At 67.3% G+C, this 19,508-nt stretch carries 11 protein-coding genes; 10 read left to right on the top strand and 1 reads right to left on the bottom strand.

What is annotated here, in order from left to right:
- Positions 1-706: 706 nt before the first annotated feature.
- The 6 genes from ACWCPQ_RS18455 to ACWCPQ_RS18430 all read left to right on the top strand — a co-directional run bounded on the left by ACWCPQ_RS18455 (position 707) and on the right by ACWCPQ_RS18430 (position 12,416).
- A complete protein-coding gene (locus ACWCPQ_RS18455) occupies positions 707-1,243 on the top strand; it encodes a DUF732 domain-containing protein (protein WP_449900243.1) in 537 nt (178 codons plus the stop codon).
- 9 nt (positions 1,244-1,252) lie between these two features.
- Positions 1,253-2,239, top strand: coding sequence for a cutinase family protein (locus ACWCPQ_RS18450; protein ID WP_449900240.1), 987 nt, complete (start codon positions 1,253-1,255; stop codon positions 2,237-2,239).
- Between the two features lie 170 nt (positions 2,240-2,409).
- Entirely contained in the window at positions 2,410-3,429 is a 1,020-nt protein-coding gene (locus ACWCPQ_RS18445; RefSeq protein ID WP_449900238.1) for an LLM class F420-dependent oxidoreductase, read from the top strand.
- A 187-nt stretch (positions 3,430-3,616) separates the two neighbouring features.
- Positions 3,617-5,527: a long-chain-fatty-acid--AMP ligase FadD32 gene (gene fadD32 / locus ACWCPQ_RS18440; protein ID WP_449900235.1), complete on the top strand. Its 1,911-nt coding sequence runs from the start codon at positions 3,617-3,619 to the stop codon at positions 5,525-5,527.
- Positions 5,528-5,637: 110 nt separating this feature from the next.
- Positions 5,638-10,875 carry a polyketide synthase Pks13 gene (gene pks13 / locus ACWCPQ_RS18435; protein WP_449900233.1) on the top strand — a complete coding sequence of 1,746 codons (5,238 nt, stop codon included), beginning with the start codon at positions 5,638-5,640 and terminating at the stop codon, positions 10,873-10,875.
- A complete protein-coding gene (locus ACWCPQ_RS18430) occupies positions 10,872-12,416 on the top strand; it encodes an acyl-CoA carboxylase subunit beta (protein WP_449900230.1) in 1,545 nt (514 codons plus the stop codon). Before pks13 ends, ACWCPQ_RS18430 begins: the two co-directional genes overlap by 4 nt.
- A gap of 60 nt (positions 12,417-12,476) precedes the next feature.
- Here ACWCPQ_RS18430 and ACWCPQ_RS18425 read toward each other — a convergent pair whose 3' ends face one another.
- Positions 12,477-12,977 (bottom strand): peptidylprolyl isomerase, encoded by a 501-nt coding sequence (locus ACWCPQ_RS18425; protein WP_449900227.1) that lies wholly within the window; start codon positions 12,975-12,977, stop codon positions 12,477-12,479.
- 195 nt (positions 12,978-13,172) lie between these two features.
- Between ACWCPQ_RS18425 and ACWCPQ_RS18420 the strand changes: the two genes are divergently transcribed.
- The 4 genes from ACWCPQ_RS18420 (at position 13,173) to ACWCPQ_RS18405 (ending at position 19,350) form a co-directional block, all read left to right on the top strand.
- A complete protein-coding gene (locus ACWCPQ_RS18420; protein WP_449900225.1) occupies positions 13,173-16,490 on the top strand; it encodes an arabinosyltransferase domain-containing protein in 3,318 nt (1,105 codons plus the stop codon).
- Between the two features lie 81 nt (positions 16,491-16,571).
- Positions 16,572-16,796, top strand: coding sequence for a type II toxin-antitoxin system VapB family antitoxin (locus ACWCPQ_RS18415; protein WP_449900224.1), 225 nt, complete (start codon positions 16,572-16,574; stop codon positions 16,794-16,796).
- A 170-nt stretch (positions 16,797-16,966) separates the two neighbouring features.
- On the top strand, positions 16,967-17,221 hold the full coding sequence (locus ACWCPQ_RS18410; RefSeq protein ID WP_449900223.1) for a hypothetical protein: 255 nt from the start codon (positions 16,967-16,969) through the stop codon (positions 17,219-17,221).
- 128 nt (positions 17,222-17,349) lie between these two features.
- Positions 17,350-19,350 (top strand): galactan 5-O-arabinofuranosyltransferase, encoded by a 2,001-nt coding sequence (locus tag ACWCPQ_RS18405; RefSeq protein ID WP_449900221.1) that lies wholly within the window; start codon positions 17,350-17,352, stop codon positions 19,348-19,350.
- Positions 19,351-19,508 lie beyond the last annotated feature (158 nt).

Genomic DNA, 19,508 nt, shown 5'->3' with positions numbered 1-19,508 from the left:
GAGACACCTGAAAGGGTTGAGGCCCGTCTCGCCGTTCAGGCCTCGAAAGCGCATGCGCGAAGCGCGAGTCTCGAGGCCTGAACGGCGAGACACCAGGGGGCCTCAACCCCGCGCGCGCCAGCGCGCCAAAAACACAGCACCTTCGCGAGCAGGTCGCAAGCACACCGTGGCGGGCTGGTCTGCATCCACTGGTGTCGTGGGCTGGTTTGTGTCGCCTGGTGTCGTGGGCAGGCCCACGCTTCCCACCCCACAAGCAACCCCACCCACTTGACGTCGAGCCCCCCGAGCCCGCAACTCCGCCCACATCCTCGCCTTCTCGAGTGACCCGCCCGTCCCCACCAGAAGCCTGCCGGGCCCGCCGGTAGTCCATCCCGGCTTTCCTCGCGGTGATCTGCGCTGATCACCTGCTTCTCGTCGGTCGTATGAGTCGGCTCACTCGCTCTCTGTGTTCCCCGGCAAGGCTGCCACCTTCATAAATCCGGCCGTTCTCCCTTTGTCGGTCTTGTTCGTATCGTGTCGCCACGACCTCTGACCGGTCGGTGAGTCGGCGCCGCCCGGTGGTCTGGTATTACCCTCGGTGATCGCGGCCCGGGGCAACCTGCCGGGCCGGGACGCAAACCAGACGGTCAACCCAGTGGTTCGGCGGCCCCGACTCGAGCGGCCGTGAACCCGCGCGCACCGCGCGCCGGAACACAGGATGGAATGTATGTATCGGACCCGAGGCACATTGCTCGGTGTGGTGGCGGCGGTCGCGGCCGCCGGATTGCTCGCCGGCTGCGGCGACGACGAATCGACCGCGACCGGCACTCCCACGCTGTCGACCCAGGCCGGCACGCCGTCCGCCAGTTCGGCTCCGGCTCCTTCGGCCGAGAGTCAGGCGCCGGCTCCGGAGGGTGAGGCGCCCGCGCCCGAACAGCCGGCCGAGCCGGAGGCGCCGGCCGAGGAGCCGGAGCGTCCTGCTCCGGTGCCGCCGCAGGAGGCCGAATCCGGGCAGCTGGGTGAGAAGGAGCAGACCTTCGTCGACGAGCTGGGCAAACAAGGGGTGACTCCGTCGTCGCCGGATATCGCGCTGAGTATCGGTAATTACGTGTGCCAGGGTGTGGCCGCGGGGACCTCCGATGCCGATATGGCGACGTTCGTGAACGCGATGGCCGGTTCGGATCCGTCGTTCGATCCGGCGAAGATGCCGGTCGAGCAGGCGGGTCAGATCTACATCAGTACCGCCAAAGCGCACTACTGCTAGTGGTTGCCGATGAGTAGGGGACGTACCGGGCGCCGCCGCCCGGCGGGCTGTCTGACCGTGCTCGCGGTGGGAGTCGTCGGACTCGTCATCGTGATCTTGCTCTGGTACCTGCTGGCCGGGTGTCTGCGGGAGCCCGGGCCGGGCCCGGGTCCCGAGCCGGGCCCGGGTGAGCCGACGAGTCAGCCGGCGAGCTGCCCGGATGTGCAGATGATCTCGGTGCCGGGTACCTGGGAGTCCAACAGCGACGACGACCCGCACAATCCGACGGCCAATCCCGCCTCGCTCATGTTGAATGTGAGCGGGCCGGTCCAGGAGCAGTTCCCGGCCGGGCGGGTGGACGTCTACACCGTCCCCTATATCGCGCAGTTCTCCAATCCGGTGGCGATCCCGCCGGACGGTCAGGCGTCGTACAACGTCAGCCGGACCGAGGGCACGCGCCGGACCTTCGATTTCCTCACTCAGCGTCAGCAGGAGTGCCCGCTCACCAACTATGTGCTGGCCGGGTTCTCGCAGGGCGCGGTCATCGTCGGCGATATCGCCGAGCAGATCGGCAAGGGCAACGGTCCGGTTCGCGCGGACCGGGTTCTCGGTGTCACGCTGATCGCGGACGGCCGGCGGTCCGGTGAGACCGGCGACGGCCAGCCGATCCAGGTCGGCACCCCGCCGCCCGGGGTCGGTGCCGAGGTGGCGCTGGCCGGTCTGACCGTGCCCGGGATCACCATGACCGGGGTCCGTAAGGGCGGGTTCGGGGATCTGGCGGATCGGGTGTACACGATCTGTGCGCCCGGCGACCTGATCTGTGACGCGCCCCGCAACGCGTTGAGTCCGGCCAATATCCTGGGCAGTGTGGGCACCTTGACCCAGGCCGTGGGTAATCCCGTGCACAGCCTCTACCACAACTTCGTGGTGGATCCGGACGGTACGACCGCCACCCAGTGGGCGGCCGACTGGGCGGTCGGTCTGGTGAACAGCGCGCCGTCACCGCCGCACTCGTGATCGGCGGATGCCGGGGTAGGCGGCGGCGTGGCGGCTGTCTTGTGACAATTCACCGCCCTCAGCGTGTTCCCCGGTGCCCGGCAGGCTGTAAAGTGCGCTGGTGATCGCGCATCCCGGGCCCTGCGCCGGCCCGGGGTTCGCAGACTTCCGATATCCAGGAGCATGAGTTCATGACAGAAGCCGCCGTACCGGTGGATGAGTTGAGCGCGCTGGGCACCCCGCTGCGTAAGTTCCGCTTCGCGGCCGCGGGTGAGGGAAACAAGCAGGAGGGCGGCGCCCGCAAGTTCATCCAGACGGCGCAGCAGGCCGAGGAGTACGGCTACGACACCTTCGTGGTGCCCGATCATCTCGGTGACCAGATCGGTCCGATCGCCGCGCTCGGCGCGCTGACCCAGGCCACCGACCGGATCCGGTTGGGTACGTCGGTGCTGGCCAACGGTTTTCGGCATCCGGTGGTGCTGGCCAAGGATCTGGCCACCATCGATGTGCTGTCCAAGGGCCGGCTCGAGGTGGGGATCGGGGCCGGTTGGAAGGCCGACGAGTTCGAGGCCGCCGGGCTGGACTACGACCGTCCGGGGGTCCGGCTGGCCAAGCTCGACGAGACGCTGACCATTCTGGATACGCTGCTGCGCGGCCAGGAGTGCACCTTCGAGGGCAAGTACTACCAGGTACACGGTGTCAAGGGGACCCCACGGCCGCGGCAGGGTCCGCGGCCGCCGCTGTGTACCGGAGGCGGCGGGCCCAGGATGCTGAAGCTCGCCGCGAAGCACGCCGATATCGTCTCCATCGTTCCGGTCACCACCTCGAACGGTAAGGGTCTGCTCTCGGGTATCACCCTCGAGAAGACGATCGAAAAGGTGAACCTGATCAAGGAAGCCGCCGGGGACCGGTTCGATCAGATCGAGCTGAACTGGGCGATCACCGCCATCGTGATCACCGACGACCGGGAGAAAACCGCGGAAATGGCGCTGTCGGCCATCGAACGCGGCCTGCATCCCGACCTCGAAGTGGATGTCCAGCTCTCCGTCGAGGAGATCTTGAACTCGCCGTACGTGGCGATCGGCACGTTCGAGGAGATCGCCGACCAGATGCGACGTGTGCGCCGACTCACCGGAATGTCCTACGTGGGCATATTCCCCACCCAGATGGATGCGTTCGCTCCGGTGATTCCCTTGCTCCGGGAGGAGTGAGAAGCTCGTCTCTGTAACATGTCTCTGGTTTGAGAACATCTAGCCGATAGCGGTCACCGCGCAGACCGCACCCAAAACCCGCAGGGTCGGTTCTCGAATGGAGAGCACCCGCGGCGAAAGCGAGTCGGGGCCACACAGTAGATAGCGGCGATCGTGCCGTTGCCGCGTGCGCCTCGGAGGAGAAGGAATGGACGAGACTTTCGACGACTACCTGGACGAGAACGGGAACATCACAATTCCCGATGATCGCACCCTGGTCGACCACGTCGAGAAGCACACCCGCAACGACGCGAACACGCTGGCGTACCGCTACATCGATTACTCGCGCGAGCGCGATGGTGAGGTGCACGAGCTGACGTGGCAACAGTTCGGGGTCCGGCTGCGCGCGGTGGCCGGTCGCCTCCAGCAGGTCACCAAGCCCGGTGACCGCGTGGCGGTGCTCGCGCCGCAGGGACTCGACTATGTGATCTCTTTCTTTGCCGCCATCTACGCCGGCACGATCGCGGTGCCGCTGTTCGATCCGGACGAACCCGGTCATACCGACCGGCTGCACGCCGTGCTCGGCGACTGCAAACCGTCGGCGATCCTCACCGCCAGTTCGGCGGCCGCCGGGGTACGCCAGTTCTTCCGTGCGCTGCCCGCCGCACAGCGGCCGCGCATCATCGCAGTGGACGCGATTCCCGACAGTGTCGGCGACGGCTGGGTCCGCCCGGATATCGCGGTGGACGATATCGCCTACCTGCAGTACACCTCGGGTTCCACCCGGACCCCCGCGGGCGTGGAGATCACCCACCGCGCGGTGGGCACCAATCTGCTGCAGATGGTGGATGCCATCAATCTCGACTGGAACTCGCGCGGTGTCACCTGGCTGCCGCTGTTCCACGATATGGGTCTGCTGACCGTGATCCTGCCGGCCGTAGGCGGCAAGTTCATCACCATCATGTCGCCGGCATCGTTCGTGCGGCGCCCGTACCGGTGGATCAAGGAACTGGCCGCGGCCTCCGACGGGGCAGGCACCTTCGCCGCCGCCCCGAACTTCGCCTTCGAACACGCGGCTGTACGCGGTCTGCCCAAGAACGGTGAATCGCTGGATCTGTCCAATGTGATCGGCCTGATCAACGGCAGCGAACCGGTGACGACCTCGTCGATGAAGAAGTTCAACGACGCGTTCGCGCCCTACGGTCTGCCCAAGACGGCGATCAAACCGTGCTACGGCATGGCCGAGGCCACGCTGTTCGTCTCGGCGACCAAGGCCGAGGACGAGGCCAAGGTCACCTATGTGGACCGCAATGAGCTCAACGCCGGGCGCATGGTCCGGGTCGAGCAGGGCGCCGAGAACTCGATCGCCCAGGTCAGCTGTGGCTATGTGGCCAAATCCCAGTGGGCGGTCATCGTGGACCCGGAATCGGTCGACGGTGATGCCCGGGAGCAGCCCGACGGGCACGTCGGTGAGATCTGGTTGCACGGCAACAATATGGGCATCGGGTACTGGGGCCGGGAGACCGAAACCCAGGCGACCTTCCGCAACAAGGTCGTCACCCCGCTGGCCGAGAACAGCCACGCCGAGGGCACCACACCCGACTCCCATTGGATGCGCACCGGCGACTACGGGGTCTACTTCGACGGCGAGCTCTACATCACCGGCCGGGTCAAGGATCTGGTGATCGTCGACGGACGTAACCATTACCCGCAGGACCTGGAGTTCTCCGCACAGGAGGCCAGTAGCGCGCTGCGCCCCGGGTTCGTCGCGGCGTTCTCGGTACCGGCCAACCAGCTGCCGTCCGAGGTGTTCGAGCAGGGTAGCCATTCGGGCCTGAAGTTCGATGCCGACGACGCCTCCGAGCAGCTGGTGATCGTGGCGGAGCGTGGCCCGGGCGCCGGTAAGGCCGATCCGTTGCCGATCGCCGACGCGGTGCGCGCCTCGATCTCGCAGCGGCACGGCGTGACGGTGCGCGATCTGCTGCTGGTGCCGGCGGGTTCCATCCCGCGTACCTCCAGCGGCAAGATCGCCCGGCGCGCCTGCAAGGTCGCCTACGTCGAGGGCACGCTACGGGGCGGCTACACCCAGCAGGCCTTCCCGGACGCGCCCGAGGAATAGGCCGGCGAGCCGGGTCGCGACCTCGAGTGAGCGAAACGAAGCGCCCATCCACCACAGCGATGCGCGGGCTGTTGCCGCGCACCGCGTACAGACAGGTAGCTTGAGGACTGATGGCTGATAACGAGGGCATGTCGCCGGATACGACCGAGAACCTTCCCGCCGAGGAGGATCGCGCCGCCGGGACCGGCGACGCGCCCTCGTCCGGTGATACGGCACCCGGGGCCGAACTCTCGGTCGCCGAGCTGCGGGAGTGGTTGCGGCGCTGGGTCGCCGATGCCACCGGGCAGTCGGTCGACAAGATCACCGTGGACCGCCCGATGGAGGAGTTCGGCCTGGCCTCCCGCGACGCGCTCGCACTCGGCGGTGAGATCGAGGAACTCACCGGGGTCGTGTTGAACGCGACCGTGGTCTACCAGCATCCGACGATCGCCTCGCTGGCCGAGGTCATCGTGAACGGACCGCCGGAGCTCACGCTCGAGGCCGCCGACGATCAGTACTACACCGCCGGATACACCCCGGGCGACGCGCACGACATCGCCATCGTGGGCCTGTCGACGCGGCTACCGGGTGCGGGTGACACCCCGGAATCGACCTGGGATTTCCTGATCAACGGCGGTGACGCCATCCGTGACCTGCCCGACGGCCGGTGGGCGGAGTTCCTGAGCGAACCGCAGGTGGCGGCCGAGGTCGCGGCGGGCAATGTCCGCGGTGGATATCTCGACCAGCGGGTCGTCACCGATTTCGACGCCGAGTTCTTCGCCATGTCGCCGATCGAGGTCGAGCGGATCGACCCGCAGCAGCGACTGGTGATGGAACTGACCTGGGAGGCGCTCGAGCACGCCCGGATCCCGGCCAGCGAGCTGCGCGGGGAATCGGTCGGTGTCTACATCGGCACGTCTACCAGCGATTTCCAGATCATCGCCGCGATGAGCCTGGGTGATACCGATCCGAACGTCCCGGCCTCGGCCGAGGCGTACAAGATCATGGGCAGCGCGAGCAGCATAATCGCCAACCGCGTGTCGTATTTCTACGATTTCCGCGGTCCCTCGGTGGCGGTGGACACCGCCTGTTCGTCGACACTCGTGGCGGTGCATCAGGCGGTGCAGGCCCTGCGCGCCGGTGACGCGGACGTCGCCGTGGCCGGTGGGGTGAACATGCTGCTCATCCCCATGACCACCCTCGGTTTCGACAAGAACGGCGCGGTCTCCAAGGACGGCCGGATCAAGGCGTTCTCCGCCGATGCCGACGGAATGGTGCGGTCCGAGGGCGCCGGGCTGGTGGTGCTCAAGCGGCTCGCCGATGCCGAACGCGACGGCGACAACATCCTCGCCGTGGTCAAGGGCTCCGCGGTCAACAGTGACGGCCGGTCCAACGGGCTCATCGCCCCGAACCCCGATGCCCAGGCCGATGTGCTGCGGCGCGCCTACCGCGACGCCGGAATCGTGCCCTCCACGGTGGACTACATCGAGGCGCACGGCACCGGAACACTGATCGGCGATCCGATCGAGGCCGACGCGCTGGGCCGGGTGGTCGGTGCCGGGCGCGCGGCCGATGCCCCGGCCCTGCTGGGGTCGGCGAAGACCAACTTCGGGCATCTGGAATCCGGGGCGGGCGCGGCGAGCCTGGCCAAGGTGATCCTGGCGTTCCAGAACGATGTACTGCCCGCGAATATCAACTACGCCGGTCCGAACCCCTACATTCCGTTCGAACAGGCCCATCTGCGGGTCGTCGACGAGCCGACTCCGTTCCCGCGCTACAGCGGGACCGCGACGGTCGGTATCTCCGGGTTCGGTTTCGGTGGCACCAACGCGCATGTGGTCCTGCAGGAGTATGTACCGGCCGCGCCGCTCGCGGTCTCCGAGCCGTTCCTGCCCGACGCGGACGAGGACACGCTGGCGGTTTCGACCACCGATGTGGTCGCGGAGGCCGAATCGGTCACCGCGGACGCCGCGCCCGAGCCCGAATGGTCGGTCGACCGTGCCGAACCGCTGCCGGTGATCCTGGCGGTTTCCGCCTACCTTCCCTCGCGACGCCGCCGGGCCGCCGCGGATCTGGCCGACTGGCTGGAAACCGAAGCGGGACAGCGGACTCCGCTGGTCGATGTGGCCCGCTCGCTGGCCAGACGCAGCCATTGGCGTTCGCGCGGTGTGGTGCTGGCCAAGGATCACGCCGAGGCCGTCGCCGGATTGCGCGCGATCGCCGCGGGTAAGCCGGGACCGGGTGTTTTCACCGCCGACGCTCCGGCCGCCCAGGGCCCGATGTGGGTGCTGGCCGGTTTCGGTGCCCAGCACCGGAAGATGGGTAAGCAGCTCTACCAGGAGAACTCGATCTTCCGGCGTACCGTCGACGAGGTCGACGAACTCGTCCAGGACGAGTCCGGGTACTCGGTGCGCGAGATGATTCTCGACGACGCCCAGGACTACGACGTGGGCACCTCCCAGGTCGGTATCTTCACCATCCAGCTCGGCCTCGCCGCGCTGCTGCGCGCGCACGGCGCCGAACCGGCCGCGGTGGTCGGGCATTCCATGGGCGAAGTGGCCGGTGCCTATATCTCCGGTGGTCTCCCGCTGGAGGACGCGGTACGCACCATCTGCGCGCGTTCGCGGCTGATGGGCGAGGGTGAACAGATGCTCTCCGACGCCGATGTGCGGAATATGGCGCTGGTCGAGATGAGCGCCGACGAGGTCGCCGCGCTGCTGCCGGAATTCCCCGATGTCGAGGTCGCGGTGTACGCGGCACCGACCAATACCGTGATCGGTGGTCCGGTGGACCAGGTCTCGGCGATCGTCGGCCGGGTGGAGGCCGCCGGTAAGTTCGCGCGTGTCCTGCAGACCAAGGGCGCCGGGCACACCTCGCAGATGGACCCGCTGCTGGGCGAACTGGCCGCCGAACTGGCCGGGATCGAGCCGACGAAGCTGAAGGTCGGCCTGTACTCCACGGTCGACAAGGAGCAGTATTACGCGCCCGGGCACGACCCGGTGCACACCGAGGACTACTGGGTGAAGAACATGCGCCACAGCGTGTACTTCACCAACGCGGTACGGCTCGCGGTCGATTCCGGGGTCACCACGTTCCTGGAGCTGGCGCCGAACTCGGTCGCGCTGATGCAGGTACTGGGCACCACCTTCGCCGCCGGACTGCCGGACGCGCAGCTGATCCCGACGCTCAAGCGCAAAGAAGACGAGTCCGCCGGGGTGATCGCCGCGCTGGCGCAGCTGTACGTGCACGGACATCCGGTGGACCTGGGTTCGCTGGTCGCCGACGGACCCTACGCCGATATCCCGCGCACCGCGTTCGTGCGGAAACCGTACTGGCCCAAGGTCAGTGGTTTCTCGGCCGGGGGAAACACCCGGGTGCCGGGGGCGTCCGTCGCACTGCCGGACGGCCGGCACGTCTGGGAGGTCCGGGCCGCATCGGTCGACGATCTGCCCACGCTGGTGCGTTCGGCCGCGGCGCAGGTACTCGCGGATGTGCACCCGGGGGCCAGTGTGACGCACGCGCCGCTGCCCGCGATCGGAACCCTGGTCACGACGCTCACCCCGCATCCAGGTGGCGCGTCCATCCAGGTGCACGCCCGCGACGGCGCGCAGTTCCGGCTGTTGTTCGACGCGGTCGTCACCTCCGGCGCCGCCCTGCCCGCTGCGGCGGAACCGGATGCGAGCCCGGCCGTCCCCGCACGGATCGAATCCGAGGTCGTCGAGGTCGTCGATACCGCGGGCTTCGGCGACCGGTGGAACCCGGACAGCGGTCAGACGGTCGAGGAGCGGCTGGCGTTGATCGTCGCCGAATCCATGGGCTATGCGGTCGAGGACCTGCCGATGGAGATCCCGCTCATGGAGCTCGGGCTGGACTCGCTGATGGCCATGCGGATCAAGAACCGGGTCGAATACGAATTCGATATCCCGCAGCTGCAGGTCTCGGCCGTCCGCGACGCCAGCCTGCACGAGGTCGGCAAGGTGCTCCACTACGCGATCGAGCACCGCGACCAGGTCCAGGAGATGGCCGATCAGCAGGCCAGCGGGGAATCCGGCGCGCTGAACGTGGACGACAACTTCGTGAACGCGGCCAAGGCGGCCATGGAGGCGGGACAGGATCCGGTCGCCGCGCTGAACCAGGAAACCGGTGTCGCCGATGCCGAAGCGCCGGTGAGCGAACCGGAACCGGTCACGCCGACGAGCCCCGCGCCGAAGGCCGAACCGGTCCCGGCCGCCGGTGCCGCGTTGTTCGGTGGCGGTGCGGGTTCGGACGAGGACAATGTTCCGCCACGTGACGCGGCGGAACGGTTGACCTATGCGGCCTGGGCGACCATAACGGGCGAGTCGGCCGGCGGTATCTTCAACAACCTGCCGATCCTGGACGAGGACACCGCGGAGAAGCTGGCCGCCCGGCTCACCGAGCGGGTCGGTGCGGAGATCACCGTCGACGATGTGCTGGATTCGGAAACCATCGAACAGCTCGCCGATGTGGTGCGCACCCTGCAGGACAGCGGCGCGGATGTGGACGGATTCGTGCGTCCGATCCGGGCCCGGGGTGAGAACTCCGACGCGGTACCGGTTTTCGTCTTCCATCCGGCCGGCGGCAACACTCTGGTGTACGAGCCGCTGCTGAAACGGCTGCCCGAGGGCACGCCGATGTACGGCTTCGAACGGGTCGACGGCGCGATCGAGGAACGGGCCCGCGAGTACGTGCCCGAACTGCGCAAACTTCAGGGCGAGGGACCCTATGTCCTCTACGGGTGGTCGCTGGGCGCGGTCTTGGCGATGGCGGTTGCGCAGATCCTGCGTGCCGAGGGCGCCGATGTGCGCCTGGTGGGTCTGATCGACCTCGCCATTCCGGCCGAACCGGAGAGCAACACCGCCGCCGAGCGTCTGGAGCGGATGCGGCGTTATCAGGTCTTCGCCCGCAAGACCTTCAATATCGCCGGTGAACTCGACGACAGCCAGCTCCGCGAACTGGCCGACTCCTCCGAGGAGGAGCAGTTCAAGATGATCACCGACCTGATCAAGATGACCGGGGCGAAGATCCCGGGCGGGGTGCTGGAGCACCAGAAGACCTCATGGATCGAGAACCGCGCGCTCCAGCGTGTCGAGCCCACGCACTACGAGGGCGATGTGGTGCTCTACCTCGCCGACCGCTACCACGACGGCGCGATCGAGCTGGAACCCCGGTACGCCGATCGCCGACCCAACGGCGGCTGGGACGAGTACCTGCCCAATCTCGAGGTCGTGCATATCCCCGGCGACCATCTCCAGATCATCGACGAACCGCGGATCGGCCGAATCGGCGCGGACCTGACCGCTAAACTCGACCGGATCAGCTCGAGTGCGGCCGGGAAAGGGAGCAAGTGAGCACGACTGCCGAAAAACTCGCCGATCTGCGTAAACGACTGGAACTTGCGCAGGAACCGGCGGGTGAGGCCGCCGTCGCGAAACGGACGCGTAAGGGGATTCCCAGCGCGCGCGACCGGATCAAGTTGCTGCTCGATCCGGGTTCGTTCGTAGAGATCGGTGCCCTGGTGCGCCGGCCCGGTGATCCCGATGCGCTCTACGGCGACGGCGTGGTGACCGGCCACGGGCTGGTCGACGGTCGCCCGGTCGCGGTGTTCTCCCATGATCAGACCGTGTACGGCGGTTCGGTCGGCGAGATGTTCGGTCGCAAGGTCGCCGCGGTGATGGAATACGCGGCCAAGGTCGGCTGCCCGCTGGTGGGTATCAACGACTCCGGCGGTGCCCGGGTCCAGGAGGCGGTGTCCTCACTGGCCTGGTATGCCGAACTGGCGACCCGGCAGGAAGGGCTGTCGGGGATGGTTCCCACCATCTCGCTGATTCTCGGTAAATGCGCCGGTGGCGCCGTCTACTCACCGATCAATACCGATGTGGTGGTCGCAACCGAGGCCGCCTATATGTTCGTCACCGGTCCGAAAGTGATCCGTGAGGTCACCGGTGAGGACATCAGCCTCGAGGAACTGGGCGGGGCACACAGCCAGGCCCAGTACGGCAATATCCACCATGTCGCGGTGGACGAGCAGGCCGCTTTCGACTGGGTGCGCGAGTACCTGTCCTATATGCCGACCAGCTGCCAGGAGCAGCCTCCGATCATCAACCCGGGGCTGGAGCCGGAGATCACCGATTCCGACCGGGAACTGAACGGCATCGTGCCGGATTCCGACAACTCCGGTTATGACATGCACGAAGTGCTGTTGCGGATGTTCGACGACGGCCATTTCCACGAGTACGGCGCCGAAGCCGGCCGCAACATCATCACCGGGTTCGCCCGGGTCGACGGGCGCAGTGTGGGCGTGGTGGCCAACCAACCGATGGTGTACGCGGGCGCCCTCGACGCCCGCGCCTCGGACAAGGCCTCGCATTTCGTCCGGCTCTGCGACGCCTACGAGATCCCGCTGGTCTTCGTGGTCGACACTCCCGGTTTCCTGCCCGGTGTGGAACAGGAGAAGGTCGGCGTGATCAAACGTGGCGGCCGTTTCCTTTTCGCCTTCGTGGAGGCGACCGTGCCGAAGGTGACCGTGGTGGTCCGCAAATCCTACGGTGGCGGCTACGCGGTGATGGGGTCGAAACAGCTGGGCGCCGATATCAACCTGGCCTGGCCCACGGCCCGCATTGCGGTGATGGGCGCGGAGAGCGCGGTCAGCCTGATCGGTGCGGCGCAGATCGCGGCCGCGCCCGAGGATCAGAAAGCGGCCGTGCGCCAGCAGATGATCGACTTCTACAACGCCACCATGGCCACCCCGTGGGTGGCCGCCGAGCGTGGTTTCATCGACGCGGTGATCGAACCCGCGCAGACCCGGCTGGAACTGCGGCGTGCGCTACACCTGTTGCGGGACAAGACCGTTGTCCGCAACCCGCGTAAACACCACCTGCTGCCGCTGTAGCCGGTTCCGGTTCGGGCTGTTCCGCTCAGAACAACCCGAACCGTCACATACGGATCGAGCTCAGCCCGCGATGGTCGCCGATTCGATCACCACGTTCTCCACCGGGACGTCCTGGTGCATGCCCTGCGACGAGGTGGAGACGGCGGCGATCTTGTCGACCACCTCGGTGCCGTCGGTGACCTCGCCGAAGACGGCGTAACCCCAGCCCTGGCCGGCCGGCTGGGTGTGGTTCAGGAAGTCGTTGTCGGCGACGTTGACGAAGAACTGCGCGGTCGCCGAATGCGGATCGTTGGTACGCGCCATGGCGACCGTGTACTTGTTGTTCTTCAGGCCGTTGGCCGCCTCGTTCTGGATCGGCGCCTGAGTCGATTTCTGCTGCATCTGGCCGTCGAAACCACCGCCCTGGATCATGAAGCCCGGGATAACGCGATGGAAGATCGTGCCGTCGTAGTGTCCCGACTTGACGTATTCGACGAAGTTACGGACGGTGTCCGGCGCCTTCGCCTCGTCCAGCTGGAGGCCGATGGTTCCGTAGTTCGTCTCGAGATTCACCTTGGTCATGCCCCTACCTTTCCATTACCGCCGCCATACCCCGCGCATAAGGGGGTGTTTCCCGGCCGATTGTGCCAGCCGCCCCTCTTTACCCCATTCCGGTGGTTTATATGCCCCGGACGACGGGTGTGTTTCCGGAGCGGTTCGGGTACTCGCCGGGGCCGCCATCGGGCCTTGCGTGCCGGGCCCAAGTAGCATGCCAGCGTGCCAGAAGTCGCCACCGCAGTACTCACGAAGACGCCACCGGAGCCGGAGCCGAAGGTTGCGCCGAAGGATTTCCGGATCGCGCGTCTCGTCGCGATCGTCACCGGTGTGCTGGGGGCGCTTTTCGCGATCGCCACACCCTTTCTGCCCGTCACCCAGACCACGGCCACACTGAGCTGGCCGCAGAACGACACGCTCGCGAATGTGCAGGCGCCGCTCATGTCGCAGGTGCCGATCGATCTCAGCGCGACCATCCCGTGCGTGGCGGTGGATCAGCTGCCCCCGCAGGGCGGGATGTTGCTGGCCACCGCGCCCCCGCAGGGAGACCGGGCCGCGCTGGAGGCATTGTTCGTCCGGGTGTCGGAAACCTCGGTCGATGTGGTGGACCGGAACGCGGTCGTGGCGACCGCGGACCGGGCGGAGATGGCGAACTGCTCGGCCATCACCATCCACTCCGACAGCACGGCCACCAGCGCCGCGTTCGAAGGGCTGACCACCGCTACCGGTGCGCCCAACGCAGGCCGATTGGTCGGTGATCTGCGGCCGCAGATGGTCGGCGTGTTCACCGATATGACCGGTGGTATCCCGGCCGGGCTGACCCTGGATTCGACGATCGACACCCGGTTCACCTCCAGCCCGACCTGGATCAAACTCGCCGCGATCGTCGCCGCGGTGCTGTGCACACTGCTGTCCCTGGTGGCGCTGGCGCGACTGGACACCAGCGATGGGCGTGGTCATCGCCGTTTTCTGCCCGCGCACTGGCTGAAACCGACCATGGCCGACGGCGGTGTGATCGGCACCCTGCTGGTCTGGCATTTCCTGGGCGCCAACACCTCCGACGACGGCTACATCCTGAGCATGGTGCGGGTGGCGCCGGACGCGGGCTATATGGCCAACTATTTCCGCTGGTACGGCGTACCGGAGGCGCCGTTCGGCTGGTATTACTACGTGATCCAGCTGTTCGCCGAGGTCTCCACGGCGAGCCCGTGGGTGCGGTTGCCCGCACTGGCCTGCGGGATCCTGTGCTGGATGGTGATCAGCCGCGAGGTGGTGCCGCGGCTGGGCAGCGGGCTGCGCGGGGCACGGGAGCGGGCCTGGTTCGGCAGCGTCCCGCTGTGGACCGGCGGCCTGGTGTTCCTGGCGTTCTGGCTGCCCTACGACAACGGTCTGCGGTCCGAGCCCATCGTCGCCCTCGGCGCGCTGCTCACCTGGGTCTCCATCGAACGGGCCATCGCGACCGGGCGATTGCTGCCGGCCGCGGTGGCGGTGGTGGTCGCCGCGTTCACGCTCGCCGCCGCCCCGACCGGTCTGATGTGTGTGGCCGCGCTGCTCGCCGGTATCCGGCCGCTCACCCGGATCGTCGTACGCCGGCACCGGGAGCACGGAACGGTCGCGCTGCTGGCACCGCTCGCCGCCGCTGGGTTCCTGGTGCTCACGGTGGTCTACAGCGACCAGACCTTCGCCGGTATCCAGGAGGCGAACCGGGTGCGGCAGCTGGCCGGCCCCAACCTCGCCTGGTACGAGGACTACCTGCGCTACTACTACCTGTTCGTCGAAACGGTCGACGGTTCGCTGTCGCGCCGCTTCGCCTTCCTGGCGATGCTGCTGTGCCTGTTCACCACCATGCTGGTGCTGCTGCGGCGGCGCCGGGTGCCGGGGATCGCCGCGGCACCCACCTGGCGGTTGATGGGGGTCGTGTTCGGCACGATCTTCTTCATGATGTTCAACCCCACCAAGTGGACCCACCACTTCGGCGCCTACGCCGGGATCGCGGGTTCGCTGGCGGCGGTGACCGCGGTCGCGGTCTCGGCATCGGCGCTGCGGGCGCGCAAGAACCGGGCGATCTTCCTGGCCGGTTTGCTGTTCACCCTCGCGCTGGCGTTCTCCGGAATCAACGGCTACTGGTATGTCTCCAGCTACGGGGTGCCCTGGTTCGACAAGCGGGTGGTGCTGGGCGGTATCTCGTCCAACACCGTGATGCTGGTGCTCTTCGGGGCGGCATTGCTGCTGGTGGCCTGGCATGTCCTGCGTGAGGGATACGCGAAACCGCCCACCTCGACACGTACCGCCCGGGGCCGCCGGATCCGCAAGTTCGCGGCCGTTCCGCTGACCCTGGTGGCCGCGGCCATGGTGCTGTTCGAGGTGCTCTCGATGGCCAAGGGCGCTTATTCGCAGTATCCGGGGTATTCGCTGGGGCGCGGCAATATCGACGCGCTCACCGGTCAGACCTGTGGTCTCGCCAACGATGTGCTGGTCGAGTCGAATGCCAACGCCGGGCGGTTGAACCCGATCATCGATCCGGCGCATCCGCCCACGAACCCGAACGATCCGCTGGCCGGTGTCGACCCGGTCGGGTTCGATCCCAACGGTGTTCCAGACGATCTGTCCGCCGATGCGGTCGAGGTGAAGCCGGGTACCGGTAACACCTCCAACCAGTCGGTGGGTGCCGCGTTCGCCGAAGGCCAGAACGCCGGAACAGGCGGTGGTCAGGGTGCGCAGGGTGTGAACGGCAGCACCGTGGCCCTGCCGTTCGGCCTCGACCCGGCCACCACCCCGATCCTGGGCAGCTACCAGGACGGAGTGCAGCAGCCCGCGTTCGTCTCGTCGAGCTGGTACGAGCTGCCGGAGCGGTCGCCCGACCATCCGCTGGTGGTCATCACCGCGGCCGGCCGGATCCTGTCCTATGACGACACCGGCGCCATGCAGTACGGCCAGTCGCTGACCGTCGACTACGGCAAACGGCAGCCCGACGGTTCGATCACTCAGCTCGGCACCTATCTGCCGCGCGATATCGGTCCGTTCCCGTCCTGGCGCAACCTGCGGGTTCCGCTGGACGAGATCGCCCCGGAAGCCGACGCGATCCGGGTCGTCGCCAACGATCCGATCCTCATCGGCGATCAGTGGCTGGCCTTCACCCCGCCGCGGGTGCCGAAACTGGAGACGGCCAACGACTACCTCGGGTCGGAGCAGCCGATTCTGCTCGACTGGGCGGTGGGTCTGCAGTTCCCGTGCCAGCGGCCGTTCCGGCATGTGAACGGCGTGGCCGAGGTGCCGAAGTTCCGTATCCTGCCGGATCGCCCGCTTGCGGTGAGTTCCACCAACACCTGGCAGGCCCAGGAATTCGGTGGTCCGCTCGGGTTCTCCCAGATGCTGGCGAAGTCCACCACGATCCCGACCTATCTGAAGAACGACTGGGGTCGCGACTGGGGCACGCTGGAACGCTACGACCAGTACTACGACGCGGTTCCCGCGCAGCTGGCGACCGGTACCGCCACCCGCAACGGGTTGTGGGATCCGGGCAAGCTGCGGGTCTTCTGATCTGCTGAACACGGCGACGACCGAGCATCGGAATGTACAATTTCCGGTGTCCGGTCGTCGCTTTTTGTACAGGAGGTAGCTGTGTCGCTAACCCATATCGAGATCGACGACGAGCAACTGGAGACGGCCAAGAAGCTGGGCGGCCACAAGACCAAAACGGCAGCTGTCGCGGAGGCGCTGCGCGAATACAACCAGCGCCGGTCTCGCGCAGAGGCATTTCTCCACTACTTCGAACTTGCCAAGGATTGGGATATCGAGGGTGCCGAAGCTGCCCACGCGGCCGAGAAGAAGGCCTTCGGCGGATGATCGGTTACCTTGTCGACTCTTCGGCCTTGTGGCGATTTCTCCGGGATCCCGCTCTTGTGGACCGCTGGCTGCCGGCGGCGGCCGAAGGCGAATTCCGATCTTGCTACCCGCAACGTGCCGAGTTCTTGAAGTCGGCACGCACTGTGAAGGAGTACACGACCTTCTGCCGTATGTACGACGAGCTGTATCCCGAGGTTGCCGTACCGAAATCGGCAGGACAATGGATAGGCAAGTTGCAGTACTACGCCGCCGAGCGTGGTACCCACCGCTGCCTGTCCGCCGTGGACCTGCAGATCTGCGCAACGGCCGCACACCACGGATTGGTCATCGTGCACGACGACGCGGACTTCGTCACGGCCGCTCGGCTCTCGGTGGAACTCCAGCAGATCAATGTGCACGACGGGCCGATCGATCCCGGTCGCTGAGTCCACTGCCGCGACGCCGTTGCTTCACCGTCGTCCGGTCATACATGCGTGCGCGGGCCAGGTGGGAACCCTGCACTAGGCTGACCGACGCCCAGTAGGTGGATCGGGAGCCGGAGGTAAGTACGCCGATGACGACGAGTCGCGGCGCGCGGTTGGTGCGTCAGGTCGGGGCCGGAATCGGCGAAGCTGTACTCGCGGCGGTGGTCGCGGTAGTGGTGGTCGCCGTCGGGCTGGTCGCTTTCTCCCTGGTGCAGTGGCCCGCGTTCAACTCCTCCAATGTGGTGCGGGCGCTGACCACGGTGGGTCAGGTGGGGGCCGCCGCGCTGATCGCGGGCTCGATCGCCCTGCTGCGGTTACGGCGTTCGCGCACGCTCGCGAAACTGCTTTCCTGGACCGGTATCTCGGCATTCGTCACCGTCACCCTGGGTATGCCGCTGGCGGCTACCAAGCTGTACCTGTTCGGTATCTCGGTGGACCAGGAGTTCCGGACCGAATACCTGACCCGGCTCACCGACGGCGCCGCGCTGCGGGATATGACCTACGCGGATCTGCCGCCGTTCTATCCGGCCGGCTGGTTCTGGGTGGGCGGGCGCGTCGCGAACGTGCTCGGAATGGACGGCTGGGAGGTGTTCAAGCCGTACGCGATCGGGTCGATCGCGGTGGCGGCGGTGATATCGCTGGTGCTGTGGACCCGGCTGATCCGCGCGGACTGGGCGGTCGGGGTGACCAGCGCGGTGACGGCCGTGGCGGTCACCTACGCGGCGCCGGAAGCCTACGGTGCGGTCATCGCGATTCTGCTGCCGCCGGTTCTCGTGCTGGCCTGGGGGGCGCTGTACCGACCGGCCGAGATCACCGGCGGGCCCGCGGACTCCCGGGACGGTCCCACCGCGGGCGGCTGGGCCGCGGTACTGGGCACCGGGCTGTTCCTCGGGTTCGCCGCCGCCTGCTACACCCTGTACTTCGCCTTCGCGGTGTTCACCGTGGTGCTCATGGCGGTGGTCGCCGCCGGTCTCGGTCTGCGGGCTCGTTACGCCGCCCGGACACCGCGCCGGATCGCGGCGCATACCGGGGAGTCGCATGAACCGGTGGGCACCGCCGGACGCGCGATCGGTGCCCCGCTGCTGCGTCTGATCGCGATGGGCGTGATCGCGGCTCTCATCGCGCTGCCGGTGTTCCTGCCCTTCCTGGCACGCATGCTGGACCGGCCGAAACTGCAATCCGGTGGCGCTTTCCACTATCTGCCCGAGGCTGGCTCCGAACTGCCGCTGCCGATGATGCATTTCTCCTTGCTGGGCGCGCTGTGCCTGGTCGGCGTCATCTGGCTGGTGCTGCGCGCGAGTTCTTCGCGGCGTGCGCAATCGCTGGGCCTGGGCGTGCTCGCGGTGTACCTGTGGTCGCTGTTGTCGATGCTGGCCACCGCGGCGGGTTCGACTCTGCTGTCGTTCCGGCTGGAACCGGTGCTGCTGGTGCTGCTCGCGGCCGCGGGCGGGTTCGGTTTCGTGGAGGGCGCCCGCGCGATCTATCAGGCACTCAACGAACCGGCGCGGTTCCGCTGGGTGGCCATCGTGCTGGCGACGGTGGGCGCGCTCGCCTACTGCCAGGACATCCCACACGTCCTGGCACCCGAGATCACCACCGCGTACACCGACACCGACGGCGACGGGAACCGTGCCGACCAGCGCGATCCGTCCGCTGTCCGGCACTACCGCGATATCGACCGGGAACTGCGGGCACAGACAGGTCGCGAACCCTCGGAGAACGTGGTGCTCACCGGGGACACCACCTTCCTCGCCTACTACCCGTACTTCGGCTTCCAGGGGATGACCTCGCACTACGCCAATCCGCTGGCCGATTATGCGGATCGGTCCGCCGCCATCGAAGAGTGGAGCGGAAAGGACACACCGGACGAACTTCTCGAGGCGATGCGGGCCGCGCCGTGGCGGGCGCCCGATGCGTTCCTGTTCCGGCGCAGTGGCGAGGAGTACACGCTGCGGCTGGCCGCCGACGTGTACCCGAACGATCCGAATGTCAAGCGCTACACCGTGGCGTTCCCCGCGAAACTGTTCGACGATCCGCGATTCACCACCACCGATATCGGGCCGTTCACCCTGGTCGTGCTGAAGCGCTGAGCGGTGTGGACCGCCGCGTCCACCTCGGTGCCGGGAAATACGACCGGGCGTACCTCCGCCTTCGCTGCGGCCGTGCGCGTTGTGCGTACCTGCGCCTTCGCTGCGGCCGTGCGCTTTCTGCGTACCTGCGTCGCCCCGCGGCGGGTGTGTGGTGGGCA

It is taken from the genome of Nocardia sp. NPDC001965, from assembly GCF_053594175.1.
This window is presented reverse-complemented; position numbering and strand designations above follow the sequence as displayed.